Here is a 13,962-nt window from a genome sequence, read left to right as displayed (position 1 = left end):
CGGTGGTGCTGTGGCCGTCGGTATGGGACTTTCGGCAGTGCCGCGGGGCGGCCGGCTTCCGTAGGGTCGCGTCGGTGAGATCAGTGATCATGAAGTTCCGGGTGCCCGCGCCGGTACTGTCCGCAGGCCTGTTGCTCGGAGCGGTGGTCGCCGCCGGCACGGGCGTCGCCACCCTCTGGTGGGGCGTACCCGCGGCGGTCTGCGCCTTCCTCGCGGGCGGCCGGCCGGGGCGGAACCGGAGCGCGGCCGCGGCCCTGGCCGCCGTGCTCGTGGCCGCGGTGGCGGCCGTGCTGCTGGTGCCCACGTGGCTGGGGTGGGCGAGCCGGTTCGCGGGGCTGCTGTTGGTGGCGGCGATGCTGCCGTGGTTCGCGGGCCGCTTCCTGCGCCAGTACCGCGAACTGGTGCGGGCCGGCTGGGAGCGGGCCGGGCGGCTGGAGCGGGAACAGCGGCTGGTCGCCGAACAAGCCCGGCTGCGCGAGCGGACCCGGATCGCGCAGGACATGCACGACCTCCTCGGCCACGACCTCAGCCTCATCGCCCTGTCGGCGGGAGCGCTGAAGCTGGCCCCCGGCCTCCCCGAGGAGCACCGGGCCGCCGCACAGGACATCCGCGCCAGGGCGGGGGCGGCCGTGGACCGGCTCGGCGAGGTGATCGGCGTGCTGCGCGAGCCCGTGGATCCCGCGGATCCCGCCGGCCCCGGGGCCGGATTCGCCGAACTGGCGGGCTTGGTGGACCGGGCGGCCGCGGCGGGGCTCGACGTGCGGCTACGGGAGGAGGGCGGAGCGGCGGCCGGAGGGGCCGCGCCGGACGTCACGCCGAGGGCGGTCGAGCGGGCCGTGTACCGCGTGGTCCAGGAGGCGTTGACGAACGCGGCCAAGCACGCGCCCGGGCGGAGGACGACCGTCGTCCTCCGGCACGGGGAGGAACGGACCGAGGTCAGCGTGACGGACGAGCCGATACCCGGCAACGCGTCCGTGCCTGTGCCCGCGCCCGTGCCTGTGCCCGCGTCCGTGCCTGCGTCCGTGGCCGCGTCCGCGGTTCCGTCCCAGGCCGACCGGCTCAAGGCCGCGCCGCCCCTACCTCCCGCGCCCGGGCCCCGGGCCCCTGTACCTCCCGCGCCCCCAGAGGGCCACGGCTTCGGGCTCATCGGCCTGGACGAACGCGTCCGGCTGGCCGGCGGCGCGTTCGCGGCGGGCCCCGAGGGCGGCGGCTTCGCCGTCCGGGCCACCCTCCCGCACCGCGCCGGAGCGGCCTCCCCGCAGCCCGCCGGCCCCGACGACGCGGGCGGGACGCTGCCCGCCGAGCACCGCAGGGCCCGCCGCAGGCTGGGCCGTACCGCCACCGCTGCCGTGCTGGTGCCGCTGTGCACCGCTGCGCTGCTCATCGGCGGGATCCGGCTGTGGGACACCGTCACGGCACGGCAGTCCGTACTCGACCCGCAGGACTACGCCGGCCTGCGCGTCGGGCAGCCCCGCGCGGACGTGGCGCCGTACCTGCCCGAGCGCCAGACGACCCGCCGGCCGGTCGCGCCCACCCCCGTACCGCCGGACGCGGCCTGCGAGTTCTACGTACAGACCGCCGACCCGTTCGACGACCGCTCGGGCGACGTCTACCGTCTCTGCTTCCGCGCCGGGCGCCTGGTCTCCACCGACAACTTCACCGGGAAGGACGTCCGATGATCCGGATCCTGATCGCCGACGACGAGCCCATGATCCGCGCGGGCGTCCGCGCGGTCCTCGCCACCGACCCCGGCCTCACCGTCGTTGCCGAGGCCGCCGACGGCCGCCAGGCGGTGGAACTGGCCCAGCGCCACCGCCCGCACGTGGCCGTCCTGGACATCCGGATGCCGGGGACGGACGGCATCGAAGCCGCCGCCGAGATACGAAGGACCGTACCCGGCACGGGAGTCGTGATGCTGACGACCTTCGGGGAGGACGAGTACATCCTGCGCGCCCTCGGCGAAGGGGCCACCGGCTTCCTGATCAAATCCGGCGAGCCGGAGGAACTGACCGCCGGGGTCCGGGCGGTGGCCGAAGGAGCCGCCTACCTGTCACCGAAGGTCGCGGCCCGCGTCGTCGCGCACCTCGCCGCCGGCGGTGCGGGAGCCCGGGCCGGCCGCCGTTCAGCGGCCCGAGCCCGCGTCGAGACCCTGACCGCCCGGGAGCGGGAGGTGCTCGCCTTCCTCGGCAGCGGCCTCTCCAACGGGCAGATCGCGCGCCGCCTGAACCTGGCGGAGGGCACGGTGAAGGCCCACGTCAGCTCCATCCTCGCCCGGCTCGGCGTCGACAACCGGGCCGCGGCGGCCGTCGTCGCGCACGAGGCCGGCGTGGTCCCGGCGGTGTCCGGCCGGCCGCCGTACGAGGAGCGCTGACGCCGCGCGCACCGCGAGCGGCAGGGCGAGGAGCCGTACGGTCACCACGGCAGCGGCGGCGAGCGCCGCGCCCGCGAGGACGTCGTGCGGGTAGTGCACCCCGGCCAGCACCCGCAGCAGCGCCGCCGCCCCGGCCACCGGCAGGGCCAGGGCGGCGAGCCGGGGCCGTACCAGGGTCAGGCCGACCGCGAGCGCGACGGCCAGGGTGGCGTGGTTGCTGGGGAACGACCAGTCGCCCGCGGCGGGACACGGAGCCACCGGCACCACCCCTGGCAGGGCCCGGCAGGGACGCTCCTCGTCGACGAGGAGCTTGACCGCCTCGCTGAGCCCGTACGCGAGCACGGTCCCGGCGGCCGCCACCGCCACTCCGGCCAGGCCCGGCGCGTCCCGGCGGCGCAGCGCGGTCCAGCCGGCCCAGACCAGCAGCAGGCCCAGGAACAGCAGCGTGCCCTCGCTCGCCGCCTCCAGGACGGCCCCGCCCCACGACGGCCCGTCCGCCACGTTCCCGTTCAGGGCCCGGTGGACCCGTACGGACAGGCCCGTAGTGACGTGCGCCGGCTCGTTCGTACCCAAGGTCCCGCCGGGCGCCAGCCAGACCACGGCCGCTGCCCCCGCCCCGGCCGACGCGACCGCCGCCGGCAGCCGGCGGCCCCACCCGTTTCGCTCGATCGATTCCATGGCGCCGACGCTAGGAACGCCACGGCCCGGGCACCCCGGCCGAACGGCGGCCCGCCACCCCGACGATCGTCAGGGTTGACGGACGGACGGGGGATCGATCACCAGCCGATGGGGCTCGGGCGTGGCGCGCTTGACAGGGAAATCGAACATCCATTCTGATTGGTTATCCACAGCCGAACCGGTCGTGGAGGCGCATTGTCAGTGGCAGGCATTAGCGTCAATGGCGTGAAGCGATCGACTCAAGCAAACCGGGTGGAACCCATGGCAGGCACCGACCGCGAGAAGGCTCTCGACGCCGCGCTCGCACAGATTGAACGGCAATTCGGCAAGGGTGCGGTCATGCGCCTCGGCGACAAGCCGAACGACCCCATCGAGGTCATCCCCACCGGGTCGACCGCGCTGGACATCGCCCTCGGCGTCGGCGGGCTGCCCCGCGGCCGTGTCATCGAGGTGTACGGACCGGAGTCCTCCGGTAAGACGACCCTGACCCTGCACGCCGTGGCCAACGCGCAGAAGGCCGGCGGCACCGTCGCCTTCGTGGACGCCGAGCACGCGCTCGACCCCGAGTACGCCAAGGCCCTCGGCGTGGACACCGACAACCTCATCCTGTCCCAGCCGGACACCGGTGAGCAGGCGCTGGAGATCGTGGACATGCTCGTCCGCTCCGGTGCCCTCGACCTGATCGTCATCGACTCCGTGGCGGCCCTGGTCCCGCGTGCGGAGATCGAGGGCGAGATGGGTGACTCGCACGTGGGTCTCCAGGCCCGTCTGATGAGCCAGGCGCTCCGGAAGATCACCGGTGCGCTCAACCAGTCCAAGACCACCGCGATCTTCATCAACCAGCTCCGCGAGAAGATCGGCGTGATGTTCGGCTCGCCCGAGACCACCACCGGTGGCCGCGCGCTGAAGTTCTACGCCTCCGTGCGACTCGACATCCGCCGTATCGAGACCCTCAAGGACGGTACGGACGCGGTCGGCAACCGTACCCGCGTCAAGGTCGTCAAGAACAAGGTCGCGCCGCCGTTCAAGCAGGCCGAGTTCGACATCCTCTACGGCCACGGCATCAGCCGCGAGGGCGGCCTGATCGACATGGGCGTGGAGCACGGCTTCGTGCGCAAGGCCGGCGCCTGGTACACGTACGAGGGCGACCAGCTCGGCCAGGGCAAGGAGAACGCGCGGAAGTTCCTCTGCGACAACCCCGCCCTGTCCGACGAGATCGAGCGGAAGATCAAGGAGAAGCTGGGCGTGGGCATCCGCAAGGACGCCGCGGCCACCCCCGAGGCCGCCGCCGACACGGCTGACGCCGCTGCCGCCGCAGTGCCCGCCCCGGCGTCGAAGGCCAAGACGACGGCCAAGGCCGCCGTGGCCAAGAGCTGACCCGTGCGGGAGCAGGAAAGGGGCGGCGGTGAGACTCCTGGCGGCCGCGGAGGCCGCCAGGAACTGCCGCCCCAGAGCCCCGAGGAGCAGGCGCGGGCGATCTGCCTGCGCCTGCTCACGGGGAACCCGCGCACCCGGCGCCAGCTCGCGGACGCCCTGCACAAGCGGGGCATCCCCGAGGAGGTGTCGCAGCAGGTCCTCTCCCGGTACGAGGAGGTGGGCCTGATCGACGACGCCGCCTTCGCCGGGGCCTGGGTGGAGTCCCGGCACCGCGGCCGGGGCCTGGCCCGCCGGGCGCTCGCGCAGGAGCTGCGGACCAAGGGGGTGCACGCCACCCTCGTGGAGGAGGCCCTGGGACTGCTGGACTCCGAGCAGGAGGAGCAGACGGCGCGGGAACTCGTCGAGCGCAAGCTCCGCTCCACCCGGGGCCTGGAGCGGGACAAGCGGATCCGGCGCCTCGCCGGGATGCTCGCCCGCAAGGGGTACCCCGAAGGCATGGCCCTGCGGGTGGTCCGCCGCGCGCTGGAGGCGGAGGGTGACGAAGCCGACGTGGCCGACGGCCTGGTGTACCCGGGGGAGTGACGGCCACCGGCCCCGGCCGGAGCCGCCGGGGCGTCGGCGGCGCGCCGGGCCCGCGAAGCTTGCTTGCCGGCGCGGCGCCGTTGCCGGGGGCGCCGCCCCCGGACCCGCGCGCCTCAAACACCGGCGGGGCTGGATGTGCCCCCGGCGCCGAGCGGTGCGAGGGGGTGCTGTCCCCGGACCCGCGTGCCTCAGACGGCGGCGGGGCTGGATCCGGTTACCGGGAGGCCTGCTGATTTCCAGGCCTGGAAGCCGCCCGTCAGGTCCGTCGCGCGGTGGAGGCCCAGGGTGTGGAGGGAGGCCGCGGCCAGACTGGAGGCGTAACCCTCGTTGCAGATCACCACCACCCGCAGGTCGTGGCTCGTGGCCTCGGCGGCGCGGTGGCTGCCCAGGGGGTCGAGGCGCCACTCCAGCTCGTTGCGCTCGACCACCAGCGCGCCCGGGATCACGCCGTCGCGTTCCCGCAGGGCCTGGTAGCGGATGTCCACCAGCAGGGCCCCGGCCTGGGAGGCCGCGTAGGCCTCCTCGGGCGTGACGCGGGCGTAGCCCGTGCGGACCCGTTCCAGCAGCTCGTCGATCCCGACCGGGGCGGCGGCGCTCACTGCCAGTCCGCCGGACGCTCGACGTGCTCCAGGGTCAGCAGCGGGCCGGTGCGGCTGTAGCGGCGGATCAGCGGGAGCGGCGGGTAGTACGCGTGCACCGAGACCGCGTGCTCGGCCGGGGACTCGTTGAGGACCTCGTGCACGTGGTGCTCGCCGAAGGCCCGTCCGGAACCGGCGCCCAGGCTGCGGCTGCGGTCCACATCGGGGGCGAGCCGCAGCGACTGCCAGCCCTCCGAGGGCAGCCGTACGGCCAGCGAGTGCTCGGTGAGGCGGCCCCGGGCGGTGGCGAACGCGCCCCGGGACTCGGCGTGGTCGTGCCAGCCGGTGCCGGTGCCCGGCGGCCAGCCGATCAGCCAGGCCTCACTGCCGGCCGGGCCGTCGAGCCGGATCCAGGTGCGGCCCTGCGGGTCGAGCGGCAGCGAGCCGACCACCTCGGGATCGGCGGCGGTGCGCAGGGCGAAGTCGAGGAGCGCGCCGGCCGTGAGCCCCCCGGCCGGCGCGGATTCGCTGGATTCGCTGGGGTCGATGGAGCCGACGGAGCCGACGGACTCAGGGGTGTACGCGGGTGCAGACATGGAGCGGGACCGTTCCTGGGGTTCGCGGAAGTGCGCGCGGGCCGGTGACGGCGCGGGGCGCGCGGGGAAGAAGGCGAATCAGCAGGAAGGGCGACACACGCAGCCCGCGTAGCGGAGCAGGTCCATGTGGACCCTCCGCCACAGGCGTACGTCGTTGCCGGTCATGCCCGCGAGTGAACCACGAGGCGGCGGGACGGTCAATCGGCCACGGCGGTAGGTGTCGCGGAGGGCGCCGGGAGCGGTTCCGGAGCGCCCGCGCGCACCGCGTCCGCCGCCTCGTACAGCTCCGCCGGGCGGACCCCGGCGAAGGTCGCCGCCAGGTGCCCGTCCGGCCGGACCAGGAGCACGGTGTGCGCCGGGGCTCCCGGGTAGGCGTCCGCGACCAGCAGGTCGGTGCGGACCGGAAGGGCGCTCACCGCCGCCGCGAGGCGGGGCATCAGCCCGGCGCCGAGCCAGTGGCGCCGGTCCCAGACCCCGGTGCCCGGGGCGACCAGGAGCACCAGCAGCCGGCCCCGCCCCAGCAGGTCGCGCAGCGGAACGGTGGACCCGTCGGGTGCCGTCACCGGGACGTTCGCCACCGGGCCGCCCGGTTCGGTGGCCGTCGGGACCTCGCGTACGGCCACCGGTGGCGCGTATGTCGGCGCCGCGCCCAGCGGCCCCCGCCCCAGGTGGCCGTCGGTAAGGAGGGCTTCGGCGGAACGCGAGGCACCGGGGAGGTAGGTGCGCAGGCCGCCCCCGGCGCGCAGGACCGGCATCGCCTGGTCGGCCGCGCGCAGCCGGGACGCGACCGCCGTGCGCCGCTCGGCCTCGTAGCTGTCGAGCAGGGCCTCGGAGGCTCCGTGGTGCCAGGCCAGGGCCAGCTTCCAGGCCAGGTTCTCGGCGTCGCGCAGCCCCTCCTCGACGCCCTGGGTGCCGAGCGCGCCCAGCAGGTGCGCGGCGTCCCCGGCGAGGAAGGCGCGTCCGTCGCGCCAGCGCCGGGCCAGGCGGTGGTGGAGGGTGTGGACCCCGGTGTCGAGGAGGTCGTAGCGGGGGGTCGTGCCCCCGCACCAGGCCGCGAGGGTGTCCCGGATGAGGGTCACCAGGGTGTCGGGGGTGACCAGGTCCCCCCGGGCGGGGAGCAGCCAGTCCAGCCGCCAGACCCCGTCGGGCAGCGGTCGCGCGGTGACCTCGGCGAGCCGGTCGTTGTGGCCGCGGTGCAGCAAGGCCTCGCCGGGCCAGGTGAGTTCGGTGCGCAGGGCGGCCACGGCGTGGCGTTCCACAGCGGTGCGGCCCGGGAAGCGGATGCCGAGCAGCTTGCGCACGGTGGAGCGGGCGCCGTCGCAGCCGACCAGGTGGCTCCCGCGCCACCAGGTGGTCTCGGCGCCCAGGGTGTGGGCGGTGACCCCGCGGCCGTCCTGCTCCAGGGAGTCCAGCCTGCTGTCGGTGATCAGCTGGACCAGGGGGTGCGCGGCGGCCGCGTCGCGCAGGCCGCGCGTCAGGGCGTGCTGCGGCAGGTGCAGCGGGGCGGGGCCGTCGTCGAAGGTGATCCGCTGGGCGTGCTGCCTGCGCCGCATGGTGCGCCAGGCGGCGAAGTACGCTCCCTCGTCGCGAAGCGTCGTACAGCCCAGCCGGTGGGCCATGGCGGCCGTGTCGGCGTGCAGGACGACCGTACGGGCCGGGCGCGGTTCCTCCTTGCCGGGGCCTTCGTCGAGCACGACGGAGGGCACGCCCTGGCCGGCCAGGGCGAGGGACAGGGACAGTCCGACGGGGCCCGCGCCGACGACGATCACCGGGTCCATGGCGCGGCTCCCGATGTCCGGTATGTGATCACAGAACGTATGCAACCCACTGGAGGTGCCTGCGTCAAGTGACACCTGCCCGGGAACGCCGCGTGGTGCGGCGGAAGAGTTCCGCCGCACCACGCTTGCTACGCACTATGACTGACCCTATGTCAGGCGGTCGGGGGTTCCGAACCGGGAGGGCGACGGGGTCTAGCCGCCCGCGCTGTTCGCCCCGGTCGCCATGTCGTCGACCTTGGGGACCACGACTCCGGTGCTCTTCTTCGACTGCCGCAGCCGGCCTTCGAGCCAGGAGGCGAAGGTGGTGAGGGCGAAGTTCACCGCGATGAAGAGCAGCGCGATCACGACGAGGGACGCGATGGTGTTGCTGTAGTTCGCCGAGATCTGCCGGTTCATCGACAGCAGTTCGCCGTAGCCGAGCACCGCGCCGGCCAGCGCGGTGTCCTTCAGGATCACCACGAGCTGGCTGACCAGAGCCGGCAGCATCGCCGTGACGGCCTGCGGGATCAGCACGTAGGCCATGGTCTGGCCCTTGCGCATGCCGATCGCCTTGGCCGCGTCGGTCTGGCCGGAGGGCAGGGAGAGCACGCCCGCCCGGACGATCTCGGCGATGACCGCGGCGTTGTACAGGACCAGGCCGGTCACCGCCGCGTACAGCGGACGGAAGTCCGAGGAGACCTCGGTGAACTGCGCGTACAGGGCGACGCCGAACAGCATCAGCATCAGCACCGGGATGGCGCGGAAGAACTCGACGACCGCGCCGACCGGGACGCGGACCCAGGCATGGTCGGAGAGCCGGCCGATGCCGAGCAGGGCGCCCAGCGGGATCGCGATCACCATGGCGAGGACGCCGGCCTTGAGGGTCTCCAACAGGCCGGGGATCAGGAACGTCGTCCAGATCTCGCCTTCGGTGACGAAGGGGCTCCACTTGTCGGCGTCGAGCTGGCCCTTCTCGCCCATGAGGGACAGCGCCCACCACAGGGCCAGTCCGAACAGCACGAGGAAGACGCCGCTGTAGATCCAGTTACGAACCTTGGCCTTGGGGCCGGGGGCGTCGTACAGCACGGAGGTCATCGCTTCACCGCCACTCGTTTGGCCACCCAGCCCAGGAGCAGGCCGGTGGGCAGGGTCAGCAGGACGAAGCCCAGGGCGAAGACCCCGAAGACGGCGAAGAGCGCGTCCGCCTCGTTCTCGACCATTTCCTTCATCAGCAGGGCCGCCTCGGCCACGCCGATGGCCGCCGCCACCGTGGTGTTCTTGGTGAGCGCGATCAGTACGTTCGTGAGCGGTGCGACGACCGCCCGGAAGGCCTGGGGGAGCACGATCAGCGTGAGCACCTGGACGAAGCTCAGGCCCAGGGCGCGGGCCGCCTCGGCCTGGCCGACGGGGACCGTGTTGATGCCCGAGCGCAGCGCTTCGCAGACGAAGGTGCCGGTGTAGGCGGTCAGTCCGAGGACCGCGAGCCGGAATCCGGTCTCCTTGAACGTCTCACCGCCCATCGAGATGCCGAGGGTCTGGCTGAGACCCAGCGAACAGGCAATGATCAGCACGGTCAGCGGAGTGTTGCGCACGAGGTTGACGTACGCGGTACCGAAGCCCCGCATCAGCGGGACCGGGCTGACCCGCATCCCGGCCAGCATGGTTCCCCATATGAGGGACCCGACCGCCGAGTAGAGGGTGAGCTGAACCGTCACCCAGAAGGCTCCGAGCAGGTCGTACTGCCCGGAATCAAGAAAATCGAACACGATGCCCTGCGCTCTCCCCAGGATGGCCGGCGAGGTGCGCCGCCGCCCGTAGCAGGCGGGCGGCGACGCTCCTCACCGGTGAATCAGCTGCCTTCGGTGATCTGCGGGGCCGGCTCGTTCTTGTAGTTGGCCGGGCCGAAGTTCTTCTGCACGGCCGCCTCCCAGGCGCCGTCCGCGACCATCTTCTTGAGCGCGGCGTTGATCTTGGTCTGAAGGTCCTTGTCGCCCTTCTTCAGACCGATGCCGTAGTTCTCGTTGCTCAGGCTCAGCCCGACCAGCTTGAACTTGCCCTTGTTCTTGTCCTGCGCCGCGTAGCCCGCCAGGATCGAGTTGTCCGTGGTCAGCGCGTCCACGGCCTTGTTCTCCAGGCCCGTGAGGCACTCGGAGTAACCACCCTGCTCCAGCAGGTCGGCCTCGGGGGCCAGCTTGGTCTTGACGTTCTGCGCCGAGGTGGAGCCGGTGACCGAGCAGAGCTTCTTCTTGTTCAGGTCCTCGGCCTTGGTGATGCTGGTGTCATCGGCGCGGACGAGCAGGTCCTGGTGCGCGAGGAGGTACGGGCCGGCGAAGTCGACCTTCTCCTTGCGCTTGTCGTTGATCGAGTAGCTCGCGACGACGAACTTGACGTCGCCGTTGGAGATCAGGTTCTCGCGCTCGGCGCTGATGGCCTGCTTCCACTCGATCTGCTCGGGGGTGTAACCGAGCTCCTTGGCCACGTAGGTGGCGACATCGACGTCGAAGCCCGTGTACTTGCCGTCGGGGGTCTTCAGGCCCACACCCGGCTGGTCGAACTTGATGCCGATGACGACCTTGTCCTTGGCGCCACCGCCCTCGGTGCTGCCCGAGCCCTTGTCACTGCCACCGCCACAGGCGGTCGCGGTCAGCGCAAGGGTGACGGCGATGGCCGCGACCGCACCGGTCTTGAAAACCTTCATGGTGAACTTCCCTCGGATGAGACGGTGTTGAACGACGGGCGACGAGCGGGACGGACACTGCACCGACGCAATGGCCGCAGCGGAGATCCGCCCCCCGGATGACTACCAGACCCGGACCGTCAGTGGTGCAGGATCTTCGACAGGAAGTCCTTGGCCCGATCACTGCGCGGGTTGCTGAAGAACGCCTCGGGCACGGCCTCTTCGACGATCTTTCCGTCGGCCATGAAGACGACCCGGTTGGCCGCCGAGCGGGCGAAGCCCATCTCGTGCGTGACGACCACCATCGTCATCCCCTCCCGGGCGAGCTGCTGCATGACCTCCAGCACCTCGTTGATCATCTCCGGGTCGAGCGCCGACGTGGGCTCGTCGAAGAGCATCACCTTCGGCTCCATGGCCAGCGCGCGGGCGATCGCCACGCGCTGCTGCTGACCGCCGGAGAGCTGCGCCGGGTACTTGTCGGCCTGCGAGCCGACACCCACCCGTTCCAGCAGTGCCAGGGCCTTCTCGCGCGCCGCGGCCTGATCGGTCTTGCGGACCTTGATCTGGCCCAGCATGACGTTCTGCAGCACCGTCTTGTGCGCGAAGAGGTTGAACGACTGGAAGACCATGCCGACATCGGCGCGCAGCCGGGCCAGCTCCTTGCCCTCCGAGGGCAGTTCCTTGCCGTCGAGCGTGATGGCGCCCGAGTCGATGGTCTCCAGACGGTTGATGGTCCGGCACAGCGTGGACTTGCCCGATCCCGAAGGACCGATCACGACGACGACCTCACCGCGGGCAATGCTCAGATTGATGTCCTGAAGCACGTGCAGCGCGCCGAAGTGCTTGTTGACGTTGCTCAGTACGACCAGGTCGTCCGCGACGCCGGCCGCGTCCTGCACGTCCTTGGTCACTGATACTCCGCTCATCGGCTTCTTGCTCCGTCCTCCTCGGTTGGGAGGACAGTAGTGACGTCTTGCGCACAGCGTCATCACATCTGAGGGAGAATTGAGCATAACGATCCGGCCTCACCCGGATACGCTCCGTACGCCTCCCCCTACAGCCGCCCGGGTACGCGTACCGGGTGCATAACGGAAGGCGCGCCGGACCGGAACCCCCCTTGACGTGGGACTCCTCATCGGCATGGATGCAGGATGGCCCTGAACGGAAGCTGAAGAAGAAGCTGAAAGCGAACGAAGAGAAGGAGAGGGGGACGCCATGAGACTGCTGCTCGTCGAGGACGACGACCACGTCGCCGCCGCCCTGTCCGCAATCCTCGCCCGGCACGGCTTCCGGGTGACCCACGCCCGCAACGGCGAGGAGGCCCTGCAGGCGCTGCTGCCCGCCGGCGCCCCGCCCTTCGGTGTCGTCCTCCTCGACCTCGGACTGCCCGACCAGGACGGCTACGAGGTGTGCGGCAAGATCCGCAAGCGCACCGCCACGCCGGTCATCATGGTGACCGCGCGGGCCGACGTCCGCTCGCGCATCCACGGCCTCAACATGGGCGCCGACGACTACGTCACCAAGCCCTACGACACCGGCGAACTCCTGGCCCGCATCCACGCCGTGGCCCGGCGCACCGGCGCCTCCGAGGAGGCCGCCGCCACCGGGGCGGGCGCGCCCTCCGTCGTACGGCTCGGCCCGGTCAGCATCGAGCTGCCCACCCGCCGCGTCAGCGTGGACGGCACCGACGTACCGCTCACCCGCAAGGAATTCGACCTCCTCGCCCTGCTCGCGCAGCGGCCCGGCGTCGTCTTCCGCCGCGAACAGATCATCAGCGAGGTGTGGCGCACCAGCTGGGAGGGGACCGGGCGCACCCTGGAGGTCCACGTCGCCTCGCTGCGCTCCAAGCTGGCGATGCCCGCCCTCATCGAGACCGTCCGCGGGGTGGGCTACCGGCTCGTCGCCCCGGCCGCCCCCTAGCGGGCCACTGCCGTGCGTGCCAGGCTCCTCCCCCTGCTCGTCGTCCTGATGGCGGGCGTGCTGCTCGCGCTCGGCTTCCCGCTCGCCGTGAGCCTGGCCGCCGGACAGCAGCAGCGGGTGGTGGTCGACCGGATCGACGACAGCGCCCGCTTCGCCGCCCTCGCCCAGTTCGTCATCGACGCCGAGGGCTCCGGATCCACCGGCGCCGACGAGCGCCTGGAGACCCTCCAGTTCGAACTCGCCCGCTACCAGGAGCTGTACGGCATCCGCGTCGGCATCTTCTACCGCGACGACAACGCCATGGCCCGCTCCCCGGGCTGGTGGAAGCTCCCCGAAACGGGCGAGGGCCGCGGCGCCTTCGAAGCGGCGCTGGCCGGCCGCCGCAGCCACGACCCGCCCCAGGTGTGGCCCTGGCAGACGCACGGCAAACTCCTCGTCGCCTCCCCGGTCGTCCTCGACGGGGACGTCGTCGCGGTCGTCGCCACCGAATCGCCCACCGACCTGATGCGCGGCCGGATCCTGCGGGGCTGGCTGCTCATCTCCGCCGGGCTCGGCGCCGCCATGCTGGTCGCCTTCGGCGCCGCCCTGCGGCTCACCAGCTGGGTGCTCAAGCCCGTACGGACCCTGGACGCGGCCGCCCACGGCATCGCGACGGGGCGGATGAACTCCCGGGTCGCGGCCGCCGGCGGGCCGCCGGAACTCCAGCGCCTGGCCGGGTCGTTCAACGAGATGGCCGACAATGTCGAAGAGGTACTGGAGCAGCAGCGGGCGTTCGTCGCGGACGCCTCCCACCAGCTGCGCAATCCGCTCGCCGCGCTGCTCCTGCGGATCGAACTGCTCGCCCTCGAACTGCCCGAGGGCAACGAGGAGATCGCCTCCGTGCGCACCGAGGGCAAGCGCCTGACGCAGGTCCTGGACGACCTGCTGGACCTGGCGCTGGCCGAGCACGCCTCCGCCGAGATCAGCCTCACCGACATCGGCGCGCTGACCGCCGAGCGGGTCGCGTCCTGGCGCCCGTACGCCGAGGAGAAGGGCGTCCGGATCAGCGAGACGGGCCGCAGTGCCGTCACCGGCTGGGCCGACCCCATCGCCCTGTCCAGCGCCCTCGACGCCGTGATCGACAACGCCCTCAAGTTCACCCCGGCCGGGGAGGAGGTCGAGGTGTCGGTCTCCGCCGAGGGCCGCTCCGTCCACGTGGTCGTCGCCGACCGCGGCCCCGGCCTCACCGAGGACGAGCTGCTCCGCGTCGGCGACCGGTTCTGGCGCAGCGGCCGGCACCAGAACGTCAAGGGCTCCGGGCTCGGCCTGTCGATCTCCCGCACCCTGCTCGCCGCGGGCGGCGGGTCCCTCTCCTACGAGACGAACCCGCCGCACGGGCTGCGGGTGACGGTGGCCGTGCCGCGCACCGACCCCCACACCTCCTGAC

14 protein-coding genes and 1 pseudogene are annotated in these 13,962 nt (G+C 72.4%); 6 read left to right on the top strand and 9 right to left on the bottom strand.

Translation table 11 applies throughout. From position 1 onward, the window contains the following. Positions 1 to 74 precede the first annotated feature (74 nt). A complete protein-coding gene (locus OG447_RS30440) occupies positions 75 to 1,679 on the top strand; it encodes a sensor histidine kinase (RefSeq protein WP_266940700.1) in 1,605 nt (534 codons plus the stop codon). Further along, positions 1,676 to 2,371: a response regulator transcription factor gene (locus OG447_RS30435; protein ID WP_266940699.1), complete on the top strand. Its 696-nt coding sequence runs from the start codon at positions 1,676 to 1,678 to the stop codon at positions 2,369 to 2,371. Before OG447_RS30440 ends, OG447_RS30435 begins: the two co-directional genes overlap by 4 nt. Before the next feature lie 48 nt (positions 2,372 to 2,419). Here OG447_RS30435 and OG447_RS30430 read toward each other — a convergent pair. Further along, positions 2,420 to 3,049: pseudogene (locus OG447_RS30430) on the bottom strand (phosphatase PAP2 family protein); the annotation flags it as partial. A gap of 261 nt (positions 3,050 to 3,310) precedes the next feature. Here OG447_RS30430 and recA point away from each other — a divergent pair. Both recA and recX read left to right on the top strand, forming a co-directional pair. After that, positions 3,311 to 4,426 carry a recombinase RecA gene (gene recA, locus OG447_RS30425; RefSeq protein WP_031146095.1) on the top strand — a complete coding sequence of 372 codons (1,116 nt, stop codon included), beginning with the start codon at positions 3,311 to 3,313 and terminating at the stop codon, positions 4,424 to 4,426. A gap of 3 nt (positions 4,427 to 4,429) precedes the next feature. Continuing rightward, the gene (gene recX / locus OG447_RS30420) at positions 4,430 to 5,008 is read left to right on the top strand and encodes a recombination regulator RecX (RefSeq protein WP_266940697.1); all 579 of its coding nucleotides are present in this window, start codon (positions 4,430 to 4,432) and stop codon (positions 5,006 to 5,008) included. Positions 5,009 to 5,196: 188 nt separating this feature from the next. Here recX and OG447_RS30415 read toward each other — a convergent pair whose 3' ends face one another. The 8 genes from OG447_RS30415 to OG447_RS30385 form a co-directional block, all read right to left on the bottom strand. Continuing rightward, complete coding sequence (locus OG447_RS30415; protein WP_266940696.1) at positions 5,197 to 5,607, bottom strand: rhodanese-like domain-containing protein; 411 nt, start codon at positions 5,605 to 5,607, stop codon at positions 5,197 to 5,199. Next, the gene (locus tag OG447_RS30410) at positions 5,604 to 6,182 is read right to left on the bottom strand and encodes a cysteine dioxygenase (RefSeq protein WP_266940694.1); all 579 of its coding nucleotides are present in this window, start codon (positions 6,180 to 6,182) and stop codon (positions 5,604 to 5,606) included. Before OG447_RS30410 ends, OG447_RS30415 begins: the two co-directional genes overlap by 4 nt. 78 nt (positions 6,183 to 6,260) lie before the next feature. Further along, the gene (locus tag OG447_RS32390; protein WP_311318651.1) at positions 6,261 to 6,347 is read right to left on the bottom strand and encodes a putative leader peptide; all 87 of its coding nucleotides are present in this window, start codon (positions 6,345 to 6,347) and stop codon (positions 6,261 to 6,263) included. A 32-nt stretch (positions 6,348 to 6,379) separates the two neighbouring features. Beyond that, the gene (locus OG447_RS30405; RefSeq protein ID WP_266940692.1) at positions 6,380 to 7,960 is read right to left on the bottom strand and encodes an NAD(P)/FAD-dependent oxidoreductase; all 1,581 of its coding nucleotides are present in this window, start codon (positions 7,958 to 7,960) and stop codon (positions 6,380 to 6,382) included. 192 nt (positions 7,961 to 8,152) lie between these two features. Beyond that, positions 8,153 to 9,034: an amino acid ABC transporter permease gene (locus OG447_RS30400; RefSeq protein WP_266940691.1), complete on the bottom strand. Its 882-nt coding sequence runs from the start codon at positions 9,032 to 9,034 to the stop codon at positions 8,153 to 8,155. Beyond that, entirely contained in the window at positions 9,031 to 9,705 is a 675-nt protein-coding gene (locus tag OG447_RS30395; protein ID WP_266940690.1) for an amino acid ABC transporter permease, read from the bottom strand. Before OG447_RS30395 ends, OG447_RS30400 begins: the two co-directional genes overlap by 4 nt. Before the next feature lie 83 nt (positions 9,706 to 9,788). Then, a complete protein-coding gene (locus tag OG447_RS30390; protein WP_266940689.1) occupies positions 9,789 to 10,637 on the bottom strand; it encodes a glutamate ABC transporter substrate-binding protein in 849 nt (282 codons plus the stop codon). 119 nt (positions 10,638 to 10,756) lie between these two features. Next, positions 10,757 to 11,542, bottom strand: coding sequence for an amino acid ABC transporter ATP-binding protein (locus OG447_RS30385; protein WP_323181886.1), 786 nt, complete (start codon positions 11,540 to 11,542; stop codon positions 10,757 to 10,759). Positions 11,543 to 11,831: 289 nt separating this feature from the next. Here OG447_RS30385 and OG447_RS30380 point away from each other — a divergent pair, with 289 nt between their 5' ends. Together OG447_RS30380 and OG447_RS30375 are read left to right on the top strand one after the other, a co-directional pair. After that, positions 11,832 to 12,536, top strand: coding sequence for a response regulator transcription factor (locus OG447_RS30380; protein ID WP_266940688.1), 705 nt, complete (start codon positions 11,832 to 11,834; stop codon positions 12,534 to 12,536). 12 nt (positions 12,537 to 12,548) lie between these two features. Beyond that, entirely contained in the window at positions 12,549 to 13,961 is a 1,413-nt protein-coding gene (locus OG447_RS30375) for a HAMP domain-containing sensor histidine kinase (protein WP_266940687.1), read from the top strand. The last annotated feature ends 1 nt before the right edge of the window (position 13,962 follow it).

Source organism: Streptomyces sp. NBC_01408, assembly GCF_026340255.1.
Taxonomy (GTDB): domain Bacteria; phylum Actinomycetota; class Actinomycetes; order Streptomycetales; family Streptomycetaceae; genus Streptomyces.
The sequence above is the reverse complement of the archived record's forward strand: the minus strand, read 5'-3'. Positions and strand labels throughout refer to the sequence as shown.